At 69.5% G+C, this 25,127-nt stretch carries 21 protein-coding genes and 1 pseudogene; 19 read left to right on the forward strand and 3 right to left on the reverse strand.

Annotated features, from left to right (window positions below; genetic code table 11):
* Positions 1–28 precede the first annotated feature (28 nt).
* The gene (locus tag ASC76_RS23510; RefSeq protein WP_056472850.1) at positions 29–2,320 is read left to right on the forward strand and encodes a DUF1631 family protein; all 2,292 of its coding nucleotides are present in this window, start codon (positions 29–31) and stop codon (positions 2,318–2,320) included.
* A 63-nt stretch (positions 2,321–2,383) separates the two neighbouring features.
* Here the strand turns inward: ASC76_RS23510 and ASC76_RS23515 are convergent, their stop codons facing one another.
* The 3 genes from ASC76_RS23515 to ASC76_RS23525 are packed head-to-tail and all read right to left on the reverse strand — an operon-like array spanning position 2,384 to position 5,208.
* A complete protein-coding gene (locus ASC76_RS23515; protein WP_056472853.1) occupies positions 2,384–2,836 on the reverse strand; it encodes a DUF494 family protein in 453 nt (150 codons plus the stop codon).
* A gap of 50 nt (positions 2,837–2,886) precedes the next feature.
* On the reverse strand, positions 2,887–3,990 hold the full coding sequence (gene dprA, locus ASC76_RS23520) for a DNA-processing protein DprA (protein ID WP_056472907.1): 1,104 nt from the start codon (positions 3,988–3,990) through the stop codon (positions 2,887–2,889).
* Between the two features lie 42 nt (positions 3,991–4,032).
* Positions 4,033–5,208: a LysM peptidoglycan-binding domain-containing protein gene (locus ASC76_RS23525; RefSeq protein ID WP_056472854.1), complete on the reverse strand. Its 1,176-nt coding sequence runs from the start codon at positions 5,206–5,208 to the stop codon at positions 4,033–4,035.
* 241 nt (positions 5,209–5,449) lie between these two features.
* Between ASC76_RS23525 and def the strand changes: the two genes are divergently transcribed.
* From def to pgk (ASC76_RS24945), 18 genes and pseudogenes are all read left to right on the forward strand, one after another.
* Positions 5,450–5,953, forward strand: coding sequence for a peptide deformylase (gene def, locus ASC76_RS23530; RefSeq protein ID WP_056472858.1), 504 nt, complete (start codon positions 5,450–5,452; stop codon positions 5,951–5,953).
* Positions 5,950–6,909, forward strand: a complete 960-nt coding sequence (fmt, locus tag ASC76_RS23535; RefSeq protein WP_056472860.1) for a methionyl-tRNA formyltransferase — start codon at positions 5,950–5,952, stop codon at positions 6,907–6,909. The genes def and fmt overlap by 4 nt, the downstream gene beginning before the upstream one ends.
* A 59-nt stretch (positions 6,910–6,968) precedes the next feature.
* Positions 6,969–7,820 carry a zinc metalloprotease HtpX gene (htpX, locus tag ASC76_RS23540; protein ID WP_056472864.1) on the forward strand — a complete coding sequence of 284 codons (852 nt, stop codon included), beginning with the start codon at positions 6,969–6,971 and terminating at the stop codon, positions 7,818–7,820.
* 167 nt (positions 7,821–7,987) lie between these two features.
* Complete coding sequence (locus tag ASC76_RS23545) at positions 7,988–9,340, forward strand: GH1 family beta-glucosidase (protein ID WP_056472867.1); 1,353 nt, start codon at positions 7,988–7,990, stop codon at positions 9,338–9,340.
* A 14-nt stretch (positions 9,341–9,354) separates the two neighbouring features.
* Positions 9,355–10,359, forward strand: a complete 1,005-nt coding sequence (locus ASC76_RS23550) for a LacI family DNA-binding transcriptional regulator (protein WP_056472870.1) — start codon at positions 9,355–9,357, stop codon at positions 10,357–10,359.
* Between the two features lie 91 nt (positions 10,360–10,450).
* Positions 10,451–13,456, forward strand: coding sequence for a TonB-dependent receptor domain-containing protein (locus ASC76_RS23555; RefSeq protein ID WP_082549428.1), 3,006 nt, complete (start codon positions 10,451–10,453; stop codon positions 13,454–13,456).
* Between the two features lie 81 nt (positions 13,457–13,537).
* Positions 13,538–15,064: a glucoamylase family protein gene (locus ASC76_RS23560; RefSeq protein ID WP_056472876.1), complete on the forward strand. Its 1,527-nt coding sequence runs from the start codon at positions 13,538–13,540 to the stop codon at positions 15,062–15,064.
* Between the two features lies 1 nt (position 15,065).
* Positions 15,066–16,361, forward strand: coding sequence for a sugar ABC transporter substrate-binding protein (locus ASC76_RS23565; RefSeq protein ID WP_056472878.1), 1,296 nt, complete (start codon positions 15,066–15,068; stop codon positions 16,359–16,361).
* A complete protein-coding gene (locus ASC76_RS23570) occupies positions 16,358–17,245 on the forward strand; it encodes a carbohydrate ABC transporter permease (protein WP_056472880.1) in 888 nt (295 codons plus the stop codon). The genes ASC76_RS23565 and ASC76_RS23570 overlap by 4 nt, the downstream gene beginning before the upstream one ends.
* On the forward strand, positions 17,242–18,063 hold the full coding sequence (locus tag ASC76_RS23575) for a carbohydrate ABC transporter permease (protein WP_056472884.1): 822 nt from the start codon (positions 17,242–17,244) through the stop codon (positions 18,061–18,063). Before ASC76_RS23570 ends, ASC76_RS23575 begins: the two co-directional genes overlap by 4 nt.
* Positions 18,060–21,143, forward strand: a complete 3,084-nt coding sequence (locus ASC76_RS23580) for a discoidin domain-containing protein (RefSeq protein ID WP_157616004.1) — start codon at positions 18,060–18,062, stop codon at positions 21,141–21,143. Before ASC76_RS23575 ends, ASC76_RS23580 begins: the two co-directional genes overlap by 4 nt.
* Before the next feature lie 3 nt (positions 21,144–21,146).
* A complete protein-coding gene (locus tag ASC76_RS23585) occupies positions 21,147–21,890 on the forward strand; it encodes a dienelactone hydrolase family protein (RefSeq protein ID WP_200947208.1) in 744 nt (247 codons plus the stop codon).
* A gap of 78 nt (positions 21,891–21,968) precedes the next feature.
* Entirely contained in the window at positions 21,969–22,397 is a 429-nt protein-coding gene (locus ASC76_RS23590) for a hypothetical protein (RefSeq protein WP_056472913.1), read from the forward strand.
* A gap of 100 nt (positions 22,398–22,497) precedes the next feature.
* On the forward strand, positions 22,498–23,289 hold the full coding sequence (locus ASC76_RS23595; RefSeq protein ID WP_056472892.1) for a head GIN domain-containing protein: 792 nt from the start codon (positions 22,498–22,500) through the stop codon (positions 23,287–23,289).
* Positions 23,290–23,319: 30 nt separating this feature from the next.
* Positions 23,320–24,060 (forward strand): AzlC family ABC transporter permease, encoded by a 741-nt coding sequence (locus tag ASC76_RS23600; RefSeq protein WP_056472894.1) that lies wholly within the window; start codon positions 23,320–23,322, stop codon positions 24,058–24,060.
* Positions 24,057–24,386, forward strand: coding sequence for an AzlD domain-containing protein (locus ASC76_RS23605; protein WP_056472896.1), 330 nt, complete (start codon positions 24,057–24,059; stop codon positions 24,384–24,386). The genes ASC76_RS23600 and ASC76_RS23605 overlap by 4 nt, the downstream gene beginning before the upstream one ends.
* Positions 24,387–24,429: 43 nt before the next feature.
* The coding region (gene pgk / locus ASC76_RS23610) for a phosphoglycerate kinase (protein ID WP_157616006.1) at positions 24,430–24,791 on the forward strand (362 nt) is incomplete at its 3' end.
* A 1-nt stretch (position 24,792) separates the two neighbouring features.
* Positions 24,793–25,127: pseudogene (gene pgk, locus ASC76_RS24945) on the forward strand (phosphoglycerate kinase); the annotation flags it as partial.

Consider the following 25,127-nt stretch of genomic DNA (forward strand, 5'->3'; position numbering starts at 1 on the left):
TCACTTTCAGTCAGGATCCGCCGCACCCATGCCGACCCCCGCCAACCCGACGGCATTGGCCCAGCAGGCGAGGCGCGCGTATCTCGAGTCGCTGATCGCCGGCCTGCCCGGGCTGGTCCAGGCGGTCGACCAGGGCTCACGCGTGCTGCTGAGCCAAGTGGCCGAACCCTCCGTCGTGATGCGGCGGCGCGAGCTGATTCCCGATTTCCCGAAGTCCGCACCGCTTTGGCTGCAAGGCATGAGCGTGATGCTCGGCGGTGCCCGGCGCTCCGGCCTCGTCTCGGCAACCCACCCCGGCGAGCTGCCGCTGTCGGCCAGCCGCCAGGCGAAACTCAGCCTGGTCGATGACGACACGATCGAGCACGAGATCATCACCTCCAAGCTCGCGCTGGCGATGATGGACCGCGCGTCCTGGGAGTTCAGTGACCTGCGCTCGCGCATGAACGTGCTCGAACGCCGTGAGGAAATGGACACGAACGACGTGATCCGGCCCCACGTGATCGCGCGCATCGCGACGGCGTCGTGGCGCTCGGCCGGCCTCGGTCTGGACCTGTGGCGCCTGCTGCAGCGCCTGATCCACGAAGAATTCACCTTGTTCGCCGAAGAGGCGTACCACGAGACCAACCGTTTCCTGCTCGAGCGCCACGTGCTGCCCGACATCGACCTGCGCCCGTTCATCCGCCGCTCGCGCAACTCGGCGATGACGGGTTTCGGCGCCGCGGCGCCGGCGGCCACCGGCGGCGGCAGTGGCGGGTTCGTGGCGTCAGGCGGCGGCGAAGTGAACGAAGAGACGCGCATGATGACGCGGGCAGGTGGGCTGTCCCACGCCGCCGGCCATGCCGAACAGGTGCTCGGGCGCCTGAACCGCCTGGTGGCGCGGCAACTGCCGGGCTTCGGTGTCACGCAGCAGGACAGGCCGGTGATGACCGCGCCGCGGCTGAAGACCGCGATCAACGACGCGCAGCAGGCGGTCGCGCGGCGCATGGCCACCGCGGAGCACGCGGCCACCATTGCCGGGCATGTCAGCACGCCGGCGCTGCTCGAGGAACTGAACCAGCGCAAGCAGGCGCTGAAGCAGGCCGCGACCACGCCGGTCGAGCGGGCGACCATCGAGATCGTCGCGCTGCTGTTCCAGAGCATCCTGACCGAAGAGCGCATCCCGCCGGCCGTGCGGGTGTGGTTCGCGCGACTGCAGATGCCGGTGTTGCGGGTGGCCGTCAGCGAGCCGGATTTCTTCGCGACGATCGATCACCCGGCGCGCCGGCTGATCGACCGCATGGGCTCGTGCGTGATGGGCTTCGACGCGAACAGCCGCGCGGTGGGCGACGTGATCGAGAAGGAAATCAAGCGCGTCGTGCAGGTCGTCGAGGCCTACCCCGACACCGGCCGGCGCGTGTTCCAGACCGTGCTGGTCGAGTTCGAGAAATTCCTCGAGCACTACTTCAAGAACGAGAACGAGGCCTCGCGCAAGGGCGTATCGCTGGCGCAGCAGGTCGAGCAGCGCGAGACGCTCGCGATCCAGTACACGATCGAGTTGCGCAAGATGCTCAACGAGATGCCGGTGCAGGAAGGCGTGCGCGAGTTCCTGTTCCACGTCTGGGCCGACGTGCTCGCGATGGCCGCCGTCAAGCATGGCAACCAGAGCGACGCGACCCGGGACATGAAGCGCGCCGCCGCCGACCTGATCTGGTCGGCCAGCGCCAAGGTCTCGCGCGAAGAGCGCGCCGAGGTCATCCGGCGCCTGCCACCGCTGCTGAAGACGCTGCGTGACGGCATGGACAACGCCGGCGTGCCGGTCGGCAAGCAGGACGAGCACATCCAGCAACTCAACAACTCGCTGGCCGCCGCGTTCACCGCCAAGACCGCGGCGATCCCGCACGAGCGGCTCGAGGAGCTGATGGCCCGCCTCGACACGCTCGAGGAACTGCTCCCCGAGGCCGACGACCTGGAGATCGACGAGGCGATGGTCCACGATCTCTCGGGTCACGAATCGTCCGAGCTGGAAGTGGTCGCCGAGGGCGGCTCGATGCCGACGCCGGCCATGGTCGCGTGGGCGCGCGAGCTGCAGGTCGGCAGCTGGTACATGCTCGACTACCGCAACCGCAACGAGCCGATGCAGTTGGCGTGGCAGGGCATGCGGCGCCAGCTGACGCTCTTCGTCTCGCCGCAGGGCCGGGGCGTGCTGTTCCAGCAGAATCGCCTCGCGGCGTTCCTGCAGGCCGGGCTGCTGGTGCCGGCGCAGGACGAATCGCTGACCGTGAAGGCCACGCGCAGCGCGCTGGCCAAGATCGACGGGGATCCGTCGCGCCTGTTGAACTGAATCCTGCGGGAAGGGCGGCGGCCGGCTTGGCCGTGCCGCCCGTCGCGGCTTCAGCCGCTTCTGCTAGTGAATCAACCGGTCTTCTTCGTCGACGAACAGTTCGTCGAGGATCAGCGCGTCGGGCTCCTCGCCCAGGCTCCAGAACACCATCAGCACGATGATCTTCAGGTCTTCCAGGTCGATCGGACCGCCGGGGATGGCGCTGGCGCGGTCGATCACCATTTCGCGCATCGGCGGCGGCAGCACGCCCGCGGATTCGAGGAAGCTGATGAAGCCGATCGACGGCTCCCCGAGGTGATCCTGTTCGGCCGGCGAGTAAACGCGGATGCTGTGCTCGCCCTGTTCGCCGACGTACGCCTCGGCGGCCGTGGCCACGCCGTCGAGCCACGACAGCGCCTCCTGGATCTCGTCCGATTCGAAACCGACCGACGACAGCTTGCGGGTCAGCTGATCGTGGTCCGGGCACGCATCGGGACGCCAGTAGTTTTCGTACAGGTACACGAGCACATCGAACATGGATTCACTATACCCCAGTGGGTCTGTCTGCGCGGTTCTGCCAAGCGCCGTCAGCGGCCCGCCACACGTTGGAACAGCTGACCGGGCAGGCGGGCCACGAGACCGTCCAGCTCGAGCCCGAGCAGCCGCGCGCTGAGCGCCGCGGCGCCGAGGCCCGTGCGGGCGGCGAGGGCGTCCAGCGTGACCGGGTCGAAGCCGAGCGCGTCGAGCAACGGATCGGTGTCCGATGGCGGCCCCACGGCCGCCGCCGGCGTGTCGCGCGCCACCGTCGGGCGCAGCTCCTCGAGCACGTCCTGCGCCGTCTCGACCAGCTTCGCGCCCTGGCGCAGCAGCACGTGGCAGCCGCGCGCCTGCGGCGAATGGATCGAGCCGGGAATGGCGAAGACCTCGCGCCCGGCCTCGTTGGCAAGCCGCGCGGTGATCAGCGAGCCCGACTGGACGGCCGCCTCGACCACCAGCGTGCCGCGGCTCAGGCCGGCGATGATCCGGTTGCGCTGCGGAAAATGCGTCGCCAGCGGCGGCGTGCCGAGTGCGTATTCGCTGACGATCAGGCCATGCTGCGCGATCCGGTGCGCCAGTGCGAGATGGCGGCGGGGGTAGACCCGGTCGAGTCCGGTGCCCACGACCGCGATGGTGCTCGCGGCGCCATCGAGCGCGCCAGCATGTGCGGCTGCATCGACACCGAGCGCCATGCCCGAGACGATGGTCAAGCCCGCGCGGCTGAGCTCGCGCGCGAAGGCGCCGGCATTGGCGGCGCCCTGCGCGGTCGGGTGGCGGCTGCCGACGATGGCGATCGAGTCGGACTGGAGCAGTTCGACGCGGCCTTGGGCGTAAAGCATCAACGGCGGATCGGGCGAGTTCAGCAGTGCCGCGGGATAACGCGCGTCGCCCAGCGGGATCACGCTGCGCGGCGCCGCCGCGTCGACCTGCTGCAACCAGGCCAGGGTCGCCGCGTGAAGTGCCGCGAGCCCTTCCGGTTCGTCAACGAGCGCGTTCGCCTGCGCCGCACCGACCACCTCGCGTCGTGCGCCGGCGTCCGCAGCGATCACCGCCTGCGGCGAGCCGAACGCCGCGAGCAGGCGGCGTACCGACTCGCGCCCGACGCCGGGCGTCTCCAGCAGGCGCAGCCAGGCGCCAAGTTCTTCGGGGTCGATCACGCGAGAGGCCGGCGGGTGCCGGCGGGGAAATGGGCCGGGTCAGGGTTGCGTGAAGCGGTCGCCGGGCGACACCGGCTCCTTGACCGACAGGATCAGCGCATACGACATGCGGTCGAACACGCGAAACACGAACAGCAGCCCGTGGCGCTCGTCCGGCAGCTTGATCGTCGGCTTGGTCGGGTCGGTGGTGTCGACGACGCGGGAGCCATTGCGCACCAGCGCCAGCACGTGGCCGCGCTCCATGCCGTCCTTCGCGCCCTTGTTCAGCGAGACGATCTGGTTCTGGCCGGCGGTCAGCGCCTCGCCGTAAAGCGAGACGATCCGGCCTTCCATCGGGCCCTGGGGCGCGTGCGGTACGTAGTTGGTGTACTCGCGCGGCGGCACGACCGCCAGGCGGTCGCCCACGCCGGCTTCGTAGCGCACGCTGGTCACGGTGAAGGTGGCCGGCACGATCTCGGACTTGCCGGCGGCGTCGACCCGGGTTTCGCCCTGGCGCGTGTACTCGGCTCCGCCGACATAGACGGCCTCGTAGCCGAGCAGTTCCTTGGTGGTCGGATCGAGCAGTGGCTTCGGGCTGCGGAAGATCCGGTAATCGGTGCCGTTGCTCAGGTCGCCGCGCACATAGGCGGTGTCCCCGCGGCCCAGGATGACGCGGTTTTCCTGCGTCGCGACGATGCGCGGCGCCTGCTCGAGCTCGTTGCCCTGGAAGATCACCGCCTCGTTCAGGAACGGCTCGATCAGGCCGAACGGGATCGACGCGAGCGCGTCGGCACCGATGTCGGACGAGCGCACGCGCGGCGACAGCTTGTCGGTGCCGCCGCCCACCGCCTGGCCCATGCGCAGGCGCGCACGGCCGCCGGTCTTGTCCAGGTACAGCACCTGGCCGGGGTAGATCAGGTGCGGATTGCGGATCTGGTCGAGGTTCATGCCCCACAGCTCGGGCCAGCGCCACGGGCTCCTGAGGAAGATCTTGGAGATGTCCCAGAGCGTGTCGCCGCGCTTCACGGTGTGGGAGTCGGGCGCGTTGGGCGCCAGTTCGGACAGCGGCACGCCGTCCTGCGCGACCTTCTGCGCGGTGCCGCGCTGCTGCGAAGTGATCGGATAATCGGCCGCCTGGACCGTCGCGGCGCCGAAGACCAGACCCAGCATCGCGCCGATGGACACGGCACCGGTGGCGCGGCGAGCACGAGAAACAGATCGATCACGACGGGTCATGTGGGTCTCTCAGGAGATGCACGGCATCGTCGCCCGCGCGATGGGGTTGTGTCCGCAGGCTTCGCCGGGCAAACCACAGTTCGGCGAAAATCCTCAATCAGTTTCACAGATTCTGCCCCTAAACCCTTGATATCGCAACGAAAGTGACCTCGTCTGGCCCGTCGTGTGAGACCTGTCACGGATCACGAGTGTTGCGCCCGTTCCACACCTTGGCCGACTACGGCACTGAAACCAATTCCAGATGGCCAGCCTGAACATCCTCCGCTACCCCGATCCACGCTTGCACACGGTGGCCAAGCCGGTCGCCCAGGTCGACGACCGCATCCGGCGACTGGTCGACGACCTGCTGGAAAGCATGTACGCCGCCGACGGCGTGGGCCTGGCCGCCACGCAGGTCGACGTGCACGAGCGCGTGATCGTGATGGACACCTCCGACGCGCGCGACGACCCGCGCGTGCTGATCAACCCCGAGCTGATCGCCCGGAGCGACGAGATGACCTTCGCGGACGAAGGCTGCCTGTCGGTGCCGCTGGTCTACGACAAGGTCAAGCGCCACGCCCGCGTGACGGTCCGTGCGCTCGACCGCGACGGCAAGCCCCAGGAGTTCGAGGCCGACGGGCTGCTCGCGATCTGCGTGCAGCACGAGATGGATCACCTGATGGGCAAGGTCTTCGTCGAGTACCTGAGCCAGCTCAAGCGGGATCGCATCAAGACCAAGATGCTCAAGAAGGCGCGCGAGGAATGAGGGTCGCGTTCGCCGGCACGCCCGAGTTTGCGGCGGTCGCGCTGGCGCAGCTGCATGCGGCCGGCTTCGAGATCGTGCTGGTGCTGACCCAGCCCGACCGGCCCGCGGGGCGCGGGCTGAAGCTGCTCCCGTCTCCGGTGAAAACCTTCGCGACGGCGCAGGGCATCCCGGTGGCGCAACCGCGCAGCCTGCGGCTCGACGGCAAGTTTGCCGATGAAGCCGAGCATGGCCGCGCGGCGTTGCTGGCCGCGCGCCCGGACGTCCTCGTCGTCGCCGCCTACGGCCTGATCCTGCCGCAGTGGGTGCTCGACCTGCCGCGCCTGGGCGGGTTGAACATCCACGGTTCGCTGCTGCCGCGCTGGCGCGGCGCCGCGCCGATCCACCGCGCGATCGAGGCGGGCGACGTGCGCACCGGCATCACGATCATGCAGATGGACGCCGGCCTCGACACCGGCCCGATGCTGCTCGCCGAGTCGATCGCGATCGCGACCGACGACACCACTGCCACGCTGCACGACAAGCTCGCCCCGCTCGGCGGGCGCCTGATCGTCGAGGCGCTCGAACTCGCCGCCTGCGGCGGCCTGGTACCGCAGCCGCAGCCGACCGAAGGCATCACCTACGCCCACAAGATCGACAAGGCCGAGGCCGCGATCGACTGGCGCGCCGATGCCGCCGCGATCGAGCGGCGCCTGCGTGCCTTCGACCCGTTCCCCGGCGCCAGCACGCAGCTCGATGGCGAGACCGTCAAGTGCTGGCGCGGCGACGTGGTGCCGGGCGAGGGCGCGCCGGGCCAGGTGATCGGCGTGAGCGACGCCGGCATCGTCGTCGCCTGCGGTACCGGCGCACTGCGCCTCACCGAATTGCAGCGCCCCGGCGGCAAGCGGCTCGTCGCCGCGGTGTTCGTGCAGGGCCGGCCGCTTGTCGCCGGCATGGTCTTCGCGTCCCCGTCGCATTGAACTCGCGTACGCTGCCCGCATCTACGCGGCTCCAGCGTTTTCGACGAGGTCACCACGCAATGTTCAATCTGATGAAGACCGCCGTCCTGATGGCGGCGATCACCGCCCTGTTCATGGCCATCGGCTCGTTGATCGGCGGGCAGCAGGGAATGATGCTGGCGCTGATCGTGGCGCTCGGCATGAACTTCTTCAGCTACTGGTTTTCCGACAAGCTGGTGCTGAAGATGTACAACGCGCAGGAGGTCGACGAGACCTCCGCGCCGCAGTTCTACCGCATGGTGCGCGATCTGGCGCAGCGCGCGCAGCTGCCGATGCCCAAGGTCTACCTGATCAACGAGGACGCACCCAACGCGTTCGCGACCGGGCGCAACCCCGAGCATGCCGCGGTCGCCGCGACGACCGGCATCCTGCGCGTGCTGTCCGAGCGCGAACTGCGCGGCGTGATGGCGCACGAGCTGGCCCACGTGCGCCACCGCGACATCCTGATCAGCACCGTCAGCGCGACGATGGCCGGCGCAATCTCGATGCTCGCGAACTTTGCGATGCTGTTCGGCGGACGCGACAGCGAAGGTCGCGCGCACAACCCGATCGTCGGGTTGCTGGTGATGTTCCTCGCGCCGATCGCGGCGAGCCTGATCCAGATGGCGATCAGCCGCGCCCGCGAGTTCGAGGCCGATCGCGGCGGCGCGGAGATCTCCGGCGACCCGCACGCGCTCGCTGCGGCGCTGCAGAAGATCCACCGCTATGCCCAGGGCATCCCGCTCGAAGCCGCCGAGCGGCACCCGGAGACCGCGCAGATGATGATCATGAACCCGCTGTCCGCCGGCGGGTTGCGCGGGCTGTTCTCGACGCACCCGTCGACCGAGGAGCGCGTCGCGCGCCTGATGGCGATGGCGCCCGCCGCCGCCTGACACCGGTTCGCCATCGGCACCGAGCCGCCGCGAGGCGGCTTTTTTGTGCCTTCGGCCGTCTGGGCTGGGATCGTCAACAAAAGTTTGCGCACAGCAATTACCCGCATTGGTACCTTTTCGGACGGTGATAACGTTTACATCCCCAAAGTCGTGCCTCGGAGCCACCGTTGAAGACCTACGCATTTCCCCAATCCTTTCTTTGGGGCGCAGCCACCTCGGCGTACCAGATCGAAGGCTCGCCCCTGGCCGACGGCGCCGGGCCGAGCATCTGGCACCGTTTCGTCCGCACGCCGGGGTTGGTGAAGAACGGCGACACCGGCGACGTCGCCTGCGACCACTACAACCGAATGAAGGACGACGTGGCGCTGATGAAGCGCCTCGGCCTCACCGCCTACCGCTTCAGCATCGCCTGGGCGCGCGTGCTGCCGGAGGGCCGCGGCCGCGTCAACGAAGGCGGCTTGGGTTTCTACGAGCGCCTGGTCGACACGCTGCTCGAGAACGGCATCGAGCCGCTCGCCACCCTCTACCACTGGGACCTGCCCGCCGCGCTCGATGACCGCGGCGGTTGGCTCAACCCCGACGTGGCCGACTGGTTCGCCGACTACGCGAGCGTGATGTACCAGCGTCTCGACGGCCGGGTGAAGAAATGGGCCACGCTGAACGAACCCTGGGTCGTCACCGACGGCGGCTACCTTCACGGCGCGCTCGCGCCCGGCCACAAGAACCGCTTCGAGGCGCCGATCGCCTCGCACCAGCTGATGCGCGCGCACGGCAAGGCGGTGCAGGCGTATCGCGCGGTCGGCAAGCATGAAGTGGGCATCGTCGTGAACCTGGCGCCCAAGCACCCGGCAAGCGACAAGCCCGAAGACATCGCCGCCACGCAACGCGCCGATGCCTACATGAACCGCCAGTACCTGGACCCGGTCTTCCTCGGCAGCTACCCGCCCGAGATGAAGGAGATCTTCGGCGAGGCCTGGCCCGAGTGGCCCGCCGCCGACTACGAGCTGATCCGGCAGAAGATCGATTTCGTCGGCATCAACTACTACATGCGCGACATGATCCGCCACGAGGAGACCGCGTGGCCGGTCAAGACCGCGGTCGTGCCGCAGTCGCAATCGACTTACACCGACACGGGCTGGGAAGTGCATCCGCAGGGGCTGACCGAGATCCTGGTCTGGCTCAAGAACCGCTACGGCAACATTCCGCAGTACGTGACCGAGAACGGCGCCGCGTTCTACGACCCGCCGAAGGCCGCGGACGGGAAGGTCGCCGACCCGCTGCGCCTGGGCTACTACCGCGCCCACCTGCGCGCGATCCACGAGGCGATCGAGCAAGGCGTGGACCTGCGCGGCTACTGCGCCTGGTCGCTGCTGGACAACCTCGAATGGTCGCTCGGCTATTCGAAGCGCTTCGGCATCGTCCACGTCAACTTCGACACCCAGGAGCGCACGCTAAAGGACAGCGCGCACTTCTACGCCAGCGTGATCGCCTCGAACGGCGCGGTACTCAACACCGACTGACCGGCAGCCCTCGCATGGCCACCACCATCAAGGACGTCGCACGCGTGGCCGGAGTGTCCGTCGCCACCGTCTCGCGCGCCCTGAACGGCCACGCGAACGTGACCGAGCCGACCCGTGCGCACGTGATGGGCGTCGTCGCGCAGCTGCGCTTCGTGCCGTCCAGCGCGGCGCAAAGCATGATCACGCGCCGCACCCACACCGTCGGTGCGCTGCTGCCCGATCTGCACGGCGAGTATTTCTCCGAGCTGATCCGCGGCATCGACCTCGCCGCGCGCGCGCGCGGCCTGCACCTGCTGGTGTCGAGTTCGCACGGCGACGCGGCCGAGGCGGCGGCTGCGCTGCGCGCGATGAACGGCCGGGTCGACGGGCTGCTGGTCATGTCGCCCCACGTCAGCGCCGATTTCCTGTGGGGCAACGTCGCCGACGACCTGCCCGCGGTGCTGATGAACACGCACGTCGCCGGCGGCGCGCACTCGTCGTTCGCGGTCGACAACCACGGCGGCGCCTACGCGATGGTGCGCCACCTGGTCGAGCGCGGCCACCGCGACATCGCGTTCGTTGCCGGCCCCGAAAGCAATTTCGAGGCGCAGGAGCGCCTGCGCGGCTACCGCAGCGCGCTCGTCGATCTCTTGCCCGGCATGGCCGAGCGCGTGCTGCAGGGCGACTTCACGCAGGAGTCCGGATGTCGGGCCGGCAGCCAGGTCGTCGCCCTGACGCAGCGTCCGAGCGCGGTCTTCGCGAGCAACGACATGATGGCGATCGGCTGCCTGTCGGCGCTCAACGAGGCCGGCGTGAACGTGCCCGACGACATCGCGCTGGCAGGCTTCGACGACGTGCCCGTCAGCCGCTACATCAACCCGCCGCTGACGACCGTGCGGGCCCGCATCACCGAACTCGGCGGGCTCGCGCTCGAACGCCTCGCCTCCGAGATCGAGGAGGCCGCGCCCGGCGTGCCGCTGCACCAGACCTTGCGCGCCGACCTGGTCGTGCGCCAGTCCACCGCCCGACCCGACACCTGAGCGCTTTCGCCCCGTTCCGCCATCAGAACCGGAGATCCACGGCCGAACGGTTTCTTCCACTGACAGAGCTTTCTAACCACAAAGGCCGACCATGAGACAAGACCCCCGATTCCAGTTCCGCGCACTCGCCGTCGCAGCGATGCTCGCCATGTCACTTCCCGCCGCGGCGCAGCTCAGCAGCGCCACCATACGCGGCGACGTGACCGCCGACGCCAAGGCCCAGGGCGGCGCGGCGATCGTCGCGACCAACGTCGCGACCGGGCAGACCACGCGCACCACGAGCCGCGCCGACGGCAGCTACACGCTGGTCGGGCTGGCGCCGGGCAGCTACAAGATCACCATCAACGCCCCGAGCTTTGCGCCACAGACCATCGACCTGACCGTGCTGGTCGGCCAGACCGTCGACCTCGACCTGCCGCTCGCGCGCGCCGGCGCCACGCAGCTCAATACCGTCACCGTCGTCGGCTCGCAATCGATCGATCGCAAGACGTCCGAGGTCGGCACCAGCGTCACTTCGAAGCAGATCGAGGCATTGCCGCAGAACAGCCGCAACTTCCTCGCATTCGCCGACCTCGCGCCCGGCGTGCGGCTCGACACCGACCCGAAGACGGGCCAGGTCACGCTGCGCGGCGGCGCGCAGAACCGCGACAACACCAACGTGTTCATCGACGGCGTCGGCCAGAAGAACTACATCCTGCGCGGCGGCGTGTCCGGGCTCGACTCGACCCGCGGCAACCCGTTCCCGCAGTCGGCGATCGGCGAATACAAGGTGCTGTCGTCGAACTACAAGGCCGAGTTCGACCAGGTGAGCAGCACCGCGATCACCGCGATCACCAAGTCGGGCACCAACGAGTACCACGGCGACGTGTTCGTCGACCGCACCGGCACCAACTGGCGCGCCTACTCGCCGTTCGAGAAGATCGCCAAGGATCAGGGCGTCGACCGTCAGTCAAGCTCGGCGTACCAGTACGGCTTCAGCCTCGGCGGGCCGATCAAGAAGGACGTGGCGCACTTCTTCCTCGCCTACGAGGGCAAGAACATCGACGACTCGCGTTCGGTGATTCCGCAGCGCAGCGACCTGGTCCAGGACCGCTCGGCCGGCCTGTTCCCGTCGCTGTTCGGGCAACAGGGCTCGACGGTCGACAAGTTCAAGGAAGACCTGCTGCTCGGCAAGCTCGACTTCATCGTGTCCGACGAACAAAAGCTGATCCTGACGACCAAGATCCGCCGCGAGACCGACAAGGTGCCCGAAAGCGCGACGGTCAGCGTGCCCGGCAACGACAAGGCCCGCAGCAACGACGAAACCCGCATCGATCTGAAGCACGAGTGGTCGCGCGGCGACTTCTTCAACGAAGCGCGGATCGGCTACGAGGACTACCGCTGGAACCCGCACTCCAGCGCCACGACGCCATTCCTGAAATACAAGATATCGCAAAGCAACACGCTCGCCGGCTCGTCCGACTTCCTGTGGACCGGGGGCTCGCCGGATGCGCAGAACCGCCAGCAGAAGGCCTGGAACTTCCAGGAGGACCTGACCTACACCGGGATCCTGCGCCACACGATCAAGGGCGGCTTCAAGTTCAAGGACGTGACCTTCAACCTCTCCGGCACACCCAACAGCGTCGACACCGTCGAGGCCGTCCTGAACAACCTCACCGGCCTGCCGTACTACGACGCCGCCACCCGCAACTGCACCACCGTGGCGGGTGCCGCCTCGGGCGCACCGATCGCCAGCGTCAGCGACACGGCCTCGTGCCACCAATCGTTCGCCGTGCCGGGCTCGACGTTGAACTACAAGAACAAGCAGTTCGGCATCTACATCCAGGACGACTGGGCCGTCACCAACAAGCTGGAACTGAACGCCGGCGTTCGTTGGGACTACGAAACCAACATGCTGAACGACAAGTACGTGACGCCGGCCGATCGCGTGGCCGCGCTGTTCTCGCTCGAACCGCAAGCCGGCGGCGTCTCGACCGGGCGCGGCGCGTCGCCGGCCGGCATCCCGGTGGCACCGGGGCAGACCTACGACCAGTCGCTCGCGCTCGGCGGCATCAACATCCGCGACTACATCGCCAACGGGTCGAGCCGCAAGGCCTTCAAGGGCGCGTTCCAGCCGCGCATCGGCTTCTCGTACGACATCAAGGGCGACCAGGACGCGGTGCTGTTCGGCGGCTTCGGGCGCGCCTACGACCGCACCATCGCCAACCACATGCTCGACGAGCTGCAGAAGAACGGCGTGCCGAACGGCGAGATCTGGCTGATCAAGAACGACCACAAGATGCCGTACACCGACCAGTTCAGCCTGGGCCTGCGCAAGGGGCTGATGGGCTGGAACGGCGAGGTCGGCGTGAGTTACGTGCGCGGCTACAACCAGTTCAACTGGTTCGGGGGCAATCGTGACCCGCAGGGCGGCTGGGGCAACCAGTCGCCCATCGATCCGCTGTGGGGTGGGCCGCAAGGCTACGGCACGGTGATCCTGGGCGACTTCATCACCCAGACCAAGAGCTCGTCGATCTACTTCAAGCTGGACAAGCCCTACACCCGTTCTTCGGGTTGGGGCGTCGCGGCGACCTACACCTACACCGACGCGAAGACCACCAACAAGGAATGGACCGACGACATCTTCAACTGGACCTATGGCCGTTCGACCTCGGGATACAACCCATCGAAAGACGTCGAGCGGCACCGCATCGTCGCGACCGCGGTCACCGATCGCATCCTTCCCTGGGGCATGCTGATCTCGGGCAAGATGACGCTCGGCTCGGGCCTGCCTTACCGGATCACCGACTGCTCGAAGGGATTCGACACGGCCAACGGTCAGGCAGGTTGCGTGTCGGTGGCCGGTGACTCGCCCACCTTCCGTCAGTTCGACCTGACGATCGCGAAGGACGTGCCGCTGGCCGGCGGCCAGCTGACCTTCCGGCTCGACGTGATCAACTTGTTCAACACGACGAACTACAAGGGCTTCGACGAGTGGGGCGGTGGCCCGGGCAATCCGCAAAACTACCTTGGCGGCGACAATGCCCACCTCGGCGTGCCGAACGACATCCAGAGCCCGATGCGCACCGTGAAACTTTCAATGCGTTACGCGTTCTGACGCGGAGCCCGCGGCCATGGGGCCGCGATGATCGGGGCGGGCATCTCCCGGTGTCCGCCCGACTCCTGCCTGATTCTCTCAATGCCCGACCTGTCCCGACGCCGACTGCTCGCCTGGGGGGGCTCCGCCCTTCTCGGCGGGCTCGCCGGCTGTGAATCCATCTCGCGGCTGCCGATCCTGCGCAGCCCGGTCTACGACACGACGGCGGTGGACGCGGCGTCGGGGGCCGCGCAGCCGGTCGAGCCCCCGGCCATCGCAGCACGCACTGCGCTGCCGCCGCTGTTCGAGACGATCGAGCGCCGCACCTTCGACTTCTTCTGGTCCACCGCCAACGCCGCCAACGGCATGGTGCCGGACCGCTACCCCAGCCCGTCGCCGGCCAGCATCGCCGCGATCGGCTTCGCGCTGACGGCCTACGTGATCGGCGCGGACCGCGGTTTCGTCACGCGCGAGCAGGCCCGCGAGCGGGTGCTGACGACGGTGCGCTTCTTCCGCAACGCGCCGCAGGGCCCGCAAGCGCGCGGCACCACCGGCTACAAGGGTTTCTTCTATCACTTCCTCGACATGAAGACGGGGCAGCGCGCGCCGAAGAGCGAGCTGTCGACCGTCGACACCGCGCTGCTGATGGGCGGCATGCTGCATGCCCAGGCGTTCTTCGATGGAGAGCACCCGGACGAGGTGGCGATCCGCGACGGCGTCGACCAGATCTACTGGCGGATCGACTGGAAATGGGCGCAGGTCCGCGGCCAGTTGATCAGCATGGGCTGGAACCCCGAGAAGGGCTTCATCCCGCACGACTGGAACGGCTACAACGAGGCGATGCTGGTCGTGCTGCTGGCGCTCGGTTCGCCGACCCACCCGGTCGAGGAGGGCGCGTGGAGCGCCTGGTCCGAGAGCTACCGCGGCACCTGGGGCCGCTTCATGGGCTACGAGCACCTGAGCTTCGCGCCGCTGTTCGGCCACCAGTACTCGCACGTGTGGATCGACTTCCGCGGCCTGCAGGACGCGACGATGCGCCAGCGGGGCATCGACTACTTCGAGAACACGCGCCGCGCGGTCTACGCGCAGCGTGCCTACGCGATCGCCAACCCGAACGGCTGGTTCGAGTACGGCGCCAACGTCTGGGGCTTCACCGCCTGCGACGGCCCGGGCACGATGCGCCAGTTCGACCGCAACGGCCGCATGCGCGGCTTTCTCGACTACTCCGCACGCGGCGCGGGGCGCGCCCACACGGTGGACGACGGCACGATCGCGCCGACCGCAGCAGTTTCGTCGCTGCCCTTCGCGCCCGAGATCGTGATCCCGGCGGTCGAGGAGATGCACGCCCGCTACGGCTTCTACATCTTCCAGAAGTACGGCTTCCTCGATTCGTTCAACCGCAGCTTCACGGCGACCGAGGCGCGGCTGACCGATGGCCGGGTCGACCCCGGCTTCGGCTGGATCGCGAACGACTACCTGGGCATCGACCAGGGCCCGATCCTCGCGATGATCTGCAACTACCGCAACGAACTGGTCTGGGACGACATGCGCAAATGCCTGCCGATCCGCCGCGGCCTGGAGCGCGCCGGGTTCAGCGGCGGCTGGCTGTCCAAGCCCAAGCCGACCTGAGATGCGAATCGCGCGACGCACTGCGCTGCAGGGCCTGGGCGCGTTGGCGCTCGGTGGTGCCCTGGCCGGCTGCGGGCGGCGCGACGATCCGTCCGGCCCGCTGCACTTCTGGGCGATGGGCCGCGAGGCCGAGGTCGTCGCCGAGCTGCTGCCGGAATTCCACGCCCGCCATCCCGGCATCCGGGTCATCGTGCAGCAGCTGCCGTGGACGGCCGCGCACGAGAAGCTGCTGACGGCCTACGCCGGCGATGCGCTGCCCGACCTCTGCCAGCTCGGCAACACCTGGCTGCCCGAGTTCACCGCGCTCGATGCGCTGGAACCGCTCGATGCGCTCGCCGCATCGGCCGGCATCGATCGCGCCGACTACTTCGCCGGCATCCTCGACACCAACGTGATGCCGACTGCGCGCGGCGCCCAGCTGTTCGGCCTGCCCTGGTACGTCGACACGCGCCTGCTGTTCTACCGCACCGATCTGCTGCGTGCGGCCGGCCATGCGCGCCCGCCGCAGAGCTGGGCCGAGTGGACGGACGCGATGGGGGCGATCAAGGCGCGCGGCGGCGCGAACACCTTCGGCGCGCTGATGCCGCTGAACGAGCCGGACCCGCTGTTCGCGATGGCACTGCAGCAAGGTGCCTTGCTCGCGGACGACGACACGCACGGCGCGTTCTCGAAGCCGGCGTTCCGCCGCGCGCTCGACTTCTACGCCGGCATCTTCCACCGGGGCCTCGCGCCCGCGATGACCGACACGCAGATCTCGAACGTCTGGGACGAGTTCGCGCGCGGCATGTTCACGTTCTATGTGAGCGGGCCGTGGAACATCGGTGAGTTCCGGCGGCGCCTGCCGGCCGCCGTGCAGGGCCACTGGGCGACCGCGCCGTTGCCGGGGCCGGACGGTCCGGGCGTGTCGACCGCGGGCGGCTCCAGCCTGGTGCTGTTCAAGGGGAGCCCGCGCAAGCAGGCGGCCTGGCAGCTGATCGAGTTCCTGAGCCGGCCCGAGACGATGCAGCGCTTCCACGCGCTCACCGGCGACCTGCCGCCGCGGCGCAGCGCGTGGCGAGCGCCGGCGCTCGCCAACGACGTGCCGTCGCAGGCCTTCGCGCAGCAGCTCGAGCGGGTGCGCGCGGCGCCGAAGATCCCCGAGTGGGAGCGCATCTTCCAGGAGATGCAGCAGACGGCGCAGCGCGTCGTCCAGCGTACGCAGAGCGCCGAGGCCGCGACGGCGCAGCTCGATGCGTGGGTAGATGCACTGCTCGAGAAGCGGCGCTGGCTGCGTGCGCGTGGGGTGGCTGCGAAATGAGGAAGGTCGGCGCCGTCGGCTGGGCGCTGGCCGCACCCGCGCTCGTCGTGATCGCGGTGTTCTTCGCGGTGCCGGTCGCCGCCGGCCTGGCGCTCAGCCTGACCGACTTCGACCTCTACGCCCTTGCCGATCTCTCGACGCTGCGCTTCGTCGGCCTGCAGAACTACGCGCGGCTGCTGCAGACGCCGCTGTTCTGGCAGGCGCTGGGCAACACCTTCTACTTCGTCGTCGTCGGCGTGCCGGTGTCGATCGGCCTGTCGCTCGCGGCGGCGCTCCTGCTGAACGCGCGGGTCGCGAAGTGGCAGCCGTTCTTCCGCACCGCGCTGTTCGCGCCGGTGGTCACCACGGTCGTCGCGGTCGCGGTGATCTGGCGCTATCTGCTGCACACGCGCTACGGGTTGATCAACCAGGGGCTCGCGTCGCTCGGCGTCGACCCGATCGACTGGCTCGGCAACCCGCACTGGTCGATGCCGGCGATCATCCTGTTCGCGGCGTGGAAGAACTTCGGCTACAACATGATCATCCTGCTGGCCGCGCTGCAGGCCGTGCCGCGCGAGATGTACGAATCGGCGCGCGTCGACGGCGCCGGGCCCTGGCGCCAGTTCGCCGACCTGACGTTCCCGATGCTGACGCCGACACTGGTGATGGTCGGCATCATGACGATCTCCGGCTACTTCCAGCTCTTCGCCGAGCCGTACGTGATGACGCAGGGCGGACCGTTGCGCAGCACCGTCAGCGTCCTGTACTTCATGTACGAGGAAGGCTTCCGCTGGTGGAACCTCGGCAATGCGAGCGCGGTCGCGTTCCTGCTGTTCGTCGTGATCTTCGCGGTCAGCTGGGTGCTGCTGCGCTTCGACCGCGACCCTACCGGGGCGACGTCATGAACGCGCGCTGGGCGATGTGGGTGGTGAACGGCCTGCTCTGCGGGTTGGCCTTCATCGCGTTGTTCCCGCTCCTGTGGATGCTGTCCGTTTCGTTCATGCCGGCTGGCGCGTCGAGCACGCTGCCGACGCCGATCCTGCCGACGCAGATCACGCTCGACAACTACCGCCAGCTGTTCGGCAGCATCGGCATGGGCCGCTACTTCGCCAACAGCCTCGCGCTGGCCCTGCTGTCGAGCGTGATCTCGGTCAGCTTCAACGTGATGGCCGGCTACGCGTTCGCGAAGCTGAAGTTCCGCGGCCGCGACGCGATCTTCAAGACGCTGCTCGGCGCGCTGGTGATCCCGGGGCAGGTCGCGATGCTGCCGCTGTTCCTGATGCTCAAGCCGCTCGGGTTGATCAACAGCTACGCCGGCGCGGTGGTGCCGATGATGGCCAGCGTGTTCGGCATCTTCCTGGTGCGCCAGTTCGCGCGCGGCATCCCGGACGACCTGCTCGAGGCCGCGCGCATCGACGGTGCGAGTGAGTGGCGCATCTTCCTGACCATCGTCGTGCCGGTGCTGACGCCCGTGCTCGCGACGCTGGCGATCTTCTCGTTCCTCGGCAGCTGGAACGACTTCATGTGGCCGCTGATCGTGCTGACCGACGACTCGCTGCACACGCTGCCGGTCGCGCTCGCCGGCCTGTCGCGCGAGCACGTGCAGGACAACGAACTGATGATGGCCGGCTCGGTCGTGACGATCCTGCCGGTGCTGGTGGTGTTCCTCGCGCTGCAGCGGCACTACATGGCGGGGCTGATGGCCGGGAGCGTGAAGGGATGATGAAGCCGCTGTTCGTGGCGGGCGCGTTCGCGGCCGCGACGCTCGCCCACGCGCAGGACCGCGTGCTCGACGATTTCGAGAACCCGGCGGCCTGGACCGTCAGCGCGACCGACGACGTGAAGGCCGCGCTGCGCGCCGTCGACGGCCCGCACGGCAAGGCGCTGTGCATCGACTTCGACTTCGGCCACGTCACCGGCTACATCAGCGCGCAGCGCGCGTTGCCGATCGAGTACCCGGCCCGCTACGAGTTCAGCGTGGACGTGAAGGGCGACGCGCCGCGCAACGCCCTGCAGTTCAAGCTGGTCGATGCCAGCGGCGAGAACGTCTGGTGGGGTCAGCGGCCGGAGTTCCGCTTTCCGCACGAGTGGCAGACGTTGAAGTTCCGCCAGCGCCAGATCGAGTTCGCGTGGGGACCGACCACCGACAAGGCGCTGCGCCAGACCGCGTCGATCGAACTGGTGATCGCCTCCGGCAGCGGCGCGGGCCAGGGCACGGCGTGCTTCGACCGCCTGACGCTGCGGCAGCTGCCGGACGTCGCGCCGCCGATTCCAGCACCGGTGCTGCGCGCCGATGGCCTGAGCGTCGACTACGGCATCGCGCGCGAGTTCGGCGCGTTGACCGTGCGCTGGCGGGCCGGTGCGGCGCCGGCGCGCTACGACATCGAGCTGTCCGACGACGGCGTGCAGTGGCGGCGCGTGCGCCGCGTCGAGCGCGCCCGCGGCGGCGTGCAGGCGCATTGGCTGCCCGAATCGGAGGCGCGCTTCGTGCGTGTCGTGCCCGAGGCCGGCAGCCGCGCCGCACTGGCCGCGATCGAGCCGCGCGACGCGCCGACCGCCAATGCCTTCTTCATGCAGCTCGCGAAGGACGCGCCGCGCGGCCACTACCCGCGTGCCTACGTGGGCGAGCAGTCGTACTGGACCGTGCTCGGCGTCGACGGCGCGCGCGTCGCGTCGCTGCTGAGCGAGGACGGCGTGCTGGAGCCGGTGCCGGGCGCCGGCGGATTGGAGCCGTTCCTGGTCGCCGACGGCCGCGTGCTGAGCTGGGCCGATGCCCGGATCACCCACTCGCTGCGCGACGGCGATCTGCCGATGCCCGCGGTGCACTGGACGATCGGCGACCTCGCGCTCGACGTCGAGGCGTTCGGCAGCGGCACGCCCGAGGCCGCGCAGGCGCTGGCGGGCTACACCGTGCGCAACCGCGGCAAGACGGCGCGAACCGTGACGCTAGCGCTCGCGTGGCGGCCGTTCCAGGCGAACCCGCCGACGCAGTTCCTGGCCCATCCCGGTGGGGCGAGTGCGATCGAGTCGATCGGGTGGAACGGGCAGGCGTTGTCGGTCAATGGCGCACCGCGCGTCCAACCGCTCGTGGCGCCGAGCAGCGTGCAGCTCGAACCCTTGGCCGCCGGCGCGACCGCATGGCTGCCGGGCGCCGCGGGCGAGCGGTCAGGCATGAGCGAGCGACGCGTTGCCGACGACGCAGGGTTCGCGAGCGGCGTGCTGCGCTACGAGCTCCGGTTGCGCCCCGGCGAATCGCGCCGGATTGCCGTCGCGCTGCCGGTCAGCGGCCGGCCCGTCGCCCCGACGCTCGCGGCCTTCGCGGCCGAGGAACGACGCGTGGCTGCCCGATGGCGCGAGCGCCTCGATCGCGTGCGCATCTCCGGCCCGGGCGAGGTGGCCGACGTGGCCGCGACGTTGCGCACCGCCCTCGGCCACATCCTCGTCAACCGCAGCGGTCCCGCGCTGCAGCCCGGCGCGCGCGCGTATTCGCGCTCGTGGATCCGCGACGGTGCGCTGACCTCCGCGGCGCTGCTGCGGCTCGGGCACGACGCCGCGGCGCGCGAGTTTCTGCAATGGTTCGCGCCGTTCCAGTTCAAGAACGGCAAGGTGCCGTGCTGCGCCACCGTCCGCGGCGCCGACCCGGTGCCCGAGAACGACAGCGACGGCGAGTTCGCCTTCGCGGTCGCCGACCTGTGGCACCACACGCACGACGAGGCCACGGTGCGCGCGCTGTGGCCGAACGTGCGCGCCGCGATCGGGCACATGGAGACGCTGCGCCAGAGCGAACGCACCGAGCGGAACCGGACGCCCGAGCGTGCCGCCTACTTCGGCCTGATGCCGCCGTCGATCAGCCACGAGGGCTACTCCGACAAGGCTGCGTATTCGTACTGGGACGACTTCTGGGCGTCGATCGGCTACCGCAGCGCCGTCGAACTCGCGCAGGCGCTGAACCTGCCCGACGACGCGAAGCGCATCGCCGTGCAGCGCGACGAGTTCAACGCCGATCTCGCGAGTTCGCTCGCCGCCAGCACCAGCTTCCACCGGATGGACGTCCTGCCCGGCGCGGCCGACCGCGGCGATGTCGATCCGACGTCGAGCACCGTCGCGCTCAGCCCCGGCGGGCTGCTGGGCACGCTGCCGGACGCGCTGGTGCGCAACACCTTCGAGCGTTACTGGCGCGACTTCCAGGCGCGGCAGAAGAACGAGGCCGCCGGCATCCGCCACGGCGACGGCGCCTACACGCCCTACGAGTGGCGCAACGTCGGCGCGCTGGTGCGGCTCGGCCAGCGCGAGCGGGCGTTGCAGGCCATGGACTATTTCTACCGCGACCGCCGCCCGGCCGGCTGGAAGCAGTGGGCCGAGGTGGTCCTGCGCGACCCGCGTGAGCCGCGCTTCCTCGGCGACATGCCGCACGGCTGGGTGGCGTCCGACCAGATCCGTTCGGTGCTCGACCTGTTCGCCTACGAGCACGAAGGCCGGCGCGCGCTGGTGCTCGCGGCCGGCGTGCCACAGGCGTGGCTGGCCGGCCCGGGCCTGAAGATCGAAGGCCTGCGCACGCCGTACGGCGCGCTCGGCTGGCAGGCGCGCGCCCGCACTGCGGCGGGCCGGACGACGATCGCGTTCGAGCTGAAGCCGCTGCGCGACTTTCCGCCCGGCGGGATCGAGCTGCGCGGGCCCTGGCCGGCGAACGCGCGCGTCACGGTCGACGGCCGGCCGGTCGCCACCGCGGCCGACCGCATCGCACTGCCGCGCGCGCCGGCGCGCGTGCAGATCGACTTTCCCGCGTCGACCGCGGCGAGGTGACCGATGCCGAAACGACGTGAGCTGATCGGGATGACTGCTGCGGCAGCGCTGCTGCCGGGTTGCGCGGCGACTGCGCCGCTGCTCGCCGGCGAGCAGACGCGGACCTTCACCGGCGTGATCCGCAAGTCCGTCGAATGGCGCTACCTCGTGTGGATGCCCGAGGCCGCGGACCGCCCGGCTGCCGGCTGGCCGCTGCTGATTTTCCTGCACGGCTCGGGCGAGCGCGGCACCGACCTCGCGCGGGTCAAGGCCCACGGCCCGCCGAAGTACGCGGCCGCCGGGCGCCGCTTCCCGTTCGTGCTGGTCGCGCCGCAGCTGCCCGAAGAGCGGCAATGGGACCCGGACGCGATCGAGGCACTGCGCGCCGACCTGATCGCGCGCGGGCCGATCGACCCCGATCGCGTGCTGCTGACCGGCATGAGCCTGGGCGGCCACGGCACCTGGGACTACGCCGTCGAATACCCCGACCGGCTCGCGGCGATCGCGCCGGTCTGCGGCAGTGGCGTGCCCAGCCTGGCGATGCGGCTGGCGCGGCTGCCGGTCTGGTCGTTCCACGGCGCGCTCGACGACGTGGTGCCGATCGCGCCCGACCGCCTGATGATCGACGCCGTGCGCGCTGCCGGCGGTCGACCGAAATTCACGGTCTATCCCGACGTGGGCCACAACGCCTGGGACCCGGCCTATGCCGACCCGGCGCTGTACGACTGGCTGCTGGCCCAGCGCCGCGGGCAGCCGGCACGCGGCTGAGTTCGCCGCCGGCACGGGGCTCAAGTCCCCGTCCGGCTCGCCGATAAACCGGGCACCACCCGTATGCACCTCACCGCCATGCCCCGCCGTGCCCTCATCGCCATCCTCCTTGCCAGCAGCGTGCTGGCGGGGTGCGACATGCTCGGCGGCGCGCTCGGGATCGAGTCGCCCGAGAAGGTGGCCGCCGCCCGCGAGGCCGATGGCAAGGCGATCGGCGGCGCCTGCCGCCACGCCGGCCGGGCGATCGAGGATTGCTACGCGCTGAACAAGAAGGCCGAGAAGGCCGCGGTGTTCGCCGGCTGGCGCGACATGAACGACTACATGCGCGAAAACAAGATCGATCCGGTTCCACCGCAGCTCGTGACGCAGGTCGCCGGGGCGAAAGCCACCGTGGTCGAGACCGAGGACGCCGGGCGCGACGCGCCGGCCGCCGACAAGCCGGGCGCGAAGACCGAGGGCGCCGCCAAGCCGCGTGCCCGCGTCAGCGCCAAGGCACACGACTCCTGAGCTGCAGTCCGTCGCACGCTCGTGCAGTTCGTCGCGCCGCGCGTGACGTGACGGGCGCGAGGCGGCAAATTCGCGTTGTCCGATCCCTTCCGGAGACGCCATGAACTCACCTGCATCACCGCTGCTGCGCTACCTGCTGACGCTGGTCGTGGCGGCCATTGCCGCGCTGTTGCTGACCGCCGCCCCGGCGCGCGCCGACGACGGCGTCCGCTTCTCGTGGTTCGGCAGCGGCGACCGCGTCGCCGGCTCGGGCACGCCCGGGACCGAGTCGCGCGCCGTGAGCGGCTTCCAGGCGATCGCGCTGCGCTCGTCGATGAAGCTGGTGCTGCGCCAGGGCAGCCGGGAAGGCATCGAGCTGCGCGCCGACAACAACCTGTTGCCGCTGATCGAGACGCGGGTCGTCGACCATCGCGGCGTACCGACGCTGGAGATCGGCCTGAAGAAGGGCACCAGCGTGTCGACGAACACCCCGATGACGGCGACGATCGACCTCGTGACGGTGCGCTCGTTGTCCATCCACGGCTCGGGCGACGTGGTCGGCGACGGGTTGAAGACGCCGGGCCTCGCGGTCTCGATCAGCGGCTCCGGCAACGTGCGCCTGAAGCAGCTGGCGGCCGACGAAGTCTCTGCCCGGATCTCGGGCAGTGGCGACATCGCGTTCGGCGGACGCACCGGCAAGCTGTCCATTGCGATCTCCGGCAGCGGCGATGTCGACACGCGCGACCTGCAAGCGGACGACGTGACGGTCAGCGTGGCTGGCAGCGGCGACGCCAACGTCAACGCGCGCAAGACGCTGAGCGTCTCGATCGCCGGCGTGGGTGACGTGAAGTACAGCGGCGATGCCGTCGTCAAGTCCTCCATCTCCGGCCACGGCCAGGTCACCAAGAAATAGCCCGCGCGCACTCATAGGACAATCGTTCGAATGAGTGAGGAAGTTCTGCGGCGCCCGATCTGGCGCCACCCGGAGTTCGCGCGCGGCTCGCGCGACATGGTCGGCGTGTCGCTCGGCATCGCTGCCTGGGGCCTGGTGACCGGCGTCGCGATGGCCAAGAGCGGCATGCCGCTGCCGCTGTCCATCCTGATGTCGCTGCTGGTGTTCGCGGGCAGTGCGCAGCTCGCGGCGCTGCCGCTGATCGTCTCGGGCGCGCCGATCTGGATGGTCTGGGCGATCGCGCTGTGCGTGAACCTGCGCTTCGTGATCTTCAGTGCCCAGTGGCGGCCGTACTTCGCGCACCTCCCCAGGTGGCAGCGCATGCTGCACGGCTACTTCACCGCCGACCTGAACTACGTGGTCTTCATGTCGCGCTTCCCGGAGCCGCGGCCTTCACCGGAGCAGCGGCCCTACTTCTGGGGCGGCGTCGCGACCAACTGGCCGTCGTGGCAGTTCCCGACGCTGGCCGGCCTGCTGCTGGCCGACTCCATCCCGACCGAATGGGGCTTCGGCTTCGCCGGCATCCTGGCGCTGCTCGGGCTGATGTATTCGCTGCTGACCGACCGCGCGAGCTGGGTCGCGGCCGGCGTGGCGTGTGCCGCGGCCGTCGCGACGGTCGCGCTGCCGCTGAAGCTGAACGTCGTCGTCGCGATCGCCGCGGCCGTGGCGATCGGGCTGCTGATGGACCACGTCACGCCGACCGAGGCGAAGCCGGTGGAGGACAACACATGAGCACCTGGGAGACGGTGCTGGCGATCCTCGGGCTGACGGTCATCACGGTCGGCACGCGCGGCTTCTTCCTGTACCCGGACCGGGAGCTGCCGATGCCGGGCTGGCTGAAGCAGGGCCTGCGCTACGCGCCGCTGGCCGCACTCGCGGCGGTCGTCGCGCCCGAGGTCCTGATGACGCAAGGCCACCTGATCACGACCTTCAAGGACGCGCGCCTGTACGCCGTGCTCGCCGCGACCGCGTACTTCTTCTGGCGCCGTGGCATCCTCGGCACCATCGTCACCGGCACGCTGGTGATGGTGGCGCTGCGCATCGGTCTCGGCTGGTGAGGGCCGCGCCGCAACCACTTTTATCGACTACCGACACACGACCATGAACGTCCTCCGATTCGAAGACCTCGTTGCCCAGGGGAGGGCCGCCGGCCAGCGCGTCTTCATCCGCGCCGACCTGAACGTCCCGCTCGACGACGCGGGCCGCATCACCGAAGACACCCGCATCCGCGCGTCGATCCCTTGCATCGCGCTGGCGCTGAAGGCCGGCGCCGCGGTGATGGTCACCTCGCACCTGGGCCGCCCGACCGAAGGCGCGTTCAAGCCCGAGGATTCGCTCGCCCCGGTCGCCCAGCGCATGGGCGAACTGATGGGCCGCGAGATCCCGGTCGTCGCGAACTGGACCGACGGCGTCAGCGTCGCCCCCGGCCAACTCGTGATGCTCGAGAACTGCCGCGTCAACCCNCCGACCTGAACGTCCCGCTCGACGACGCGGGCCGCATCACCGAAGACACCCGCATCCGCGCGTCGATCCCCTGCATCGCGCTGGCGCTGAAGGCCGGCGCCGCGGTGATGGTCACCTCGCACCTGGGCCGCCCGACCGAAGGCGCGTTCAAGCCCGAGGATTCGCTCGCCCCGGTCGCCCAGCGCATGGGCGAACTGATGGGCCGCGAGATCCCGGTCGTCGCGAACTGGACCGACGGCGTCAGCGTCGCCCCCGGCCAACTCGTGATGCTCGAGAACTGCCGCGTCAACCCGGGCGAGAAGAAGAACGACGAGGGTCTGTCCCGCAAGATGGCG

The organism is Rhizobacter sp. Root404 (assembly GCF_001425865.1).
In the GTDB taxonomy this organism is placed as follows: domain Bacteria; phylum Pseudomonadota; class Gammaproteobacteria; order Burkholderiales; family Burkholderiaceae_C; genus LMDS01.

Bases quoted from the DNA above. Each gene is read 5' to 3' on its own strand.
- ASC76_RS23510 (WP_056472850.1), top strand. From the start codon at position 29: ATGCCGACCCCCGCCAACCCGACGGCATTGGCCCAGCAGGCGAGGCGC.
- ASC76_RS23515 (WP_056472853.1), bottom strand. From the start codon at position 2,836: ATGTTCGATGTGCTCGTGTACCTGTACGAAAACTACTGGCGTCCCGAT.
- ASC76_RS23525 (WP_056472854.1), bottom strand. From the start codon at position 5,208: ATGACCCGTCGTGATCGATCTGTTTCTCGTGCTCGCCGCGCCACCGGT.
- def (WP_056472858.1), top strand. From the start codon at position 5,450: ATGGCCAGCCTGAACATCCTCCGCTACCCCGATCCACGCTTGCACACG.
- fmt (WP_056472860.1), top strand. From the start codon at position 5,950: ATGAGGGTCGCGTTCGCCGGCACGCCCGAGTTTGCGGCGGTCGCGCTG.
- htpX (WP_056472864.1), top strand. From the start codon at position 6,969: ATGTTCAATCTGATGAAGACCGCCGTCCTGATGGCGGCGATCACCGCC.
- ASC76_RS23550 (WP_056472870.1), top strand. From the start codon at position 9,355: ATGGCCACCACCATCAAGGACGTCGCACGCGTGGCCGGAGTGTCCGTC.
- ASC76_RS23555 (WP_082549428.1), top strand. From the start codon at position 10,451: ATGAGACAAGACCCCCGATTCCAGTTCCGCGCACTCGCCGTCGCAGCG.
- ASC76_RS23560 (WP_056472876.1), top strand. From the start codon at position 13,538: ATGCCCGACCTGTCCCGACGCCGACTGCTCGCCTGGGGGGGCTCCGCC.
- ASC76_RS23565 (WP_056472878.1), top strand. From the start codon at position 15,066: ATGCGAATCGCGCGACGCACTGCGCTGCAGGGCCTGGGCGCGTTGGCG.
- ASC76_RS23570 (WP_056472880.1), top strand. From the start codon at position 16,358: ATGAGGAAGGTCGGCGCCGTCGGCTGGGCGCTGGCCGCACCCGCGCTC.
- ASC76_RS23575 (WP_056472884.1), top strand. From the start codon at position 17,242: ATGAACGCGCGCTGGGCGATGTGGGTGGTGAACGGCCTGCTCTGCGGG.
- ASC76_RS23580 (WP_157616004.1), top strand. From the start codon at position 18,060: ATGATGAAGCCGCTGTTCGTGGCGGGCGCGTTCGCGGCCGCGACGCTC.
- ASC76_RS23585 (WP_200947208.1), top strand. From the start codon at position 21,147: ATGCCGAAACGACGTGAGCTGATCGGGATGACTGCTGCGGCAGCGCTG.
- ASC76_RS23590 (WP_056472913.1), top strand. From the start codon at position 21,969: ATGCCCCGCCGTGCCCTCATCGCCATCCTCCTTGCCAGCAGCGTGCTG.
- ASC76_RS23595 (WP_056472892.1), top strand. From the start codon at position 22,498: ATGAACTCACCTGCATCACCGCTGCTGCGCTACCTGCTGACGCTGGTC.
- ASC76_RS23600 (WP_056472894.1), top strand. From the start codon at position 23,320: ATGAGTGAGGAAGTTCTGCGGCGCCCGATCTGGCGCCACCCGGAGTTC.
- ASC76_RS23605 (WP_056472896.1), top strand. From the start codon at position 24,057: ATGAGCACCTGGGAGACGGTGCTGGCGATCCTCGGGCTGACGGTCATC.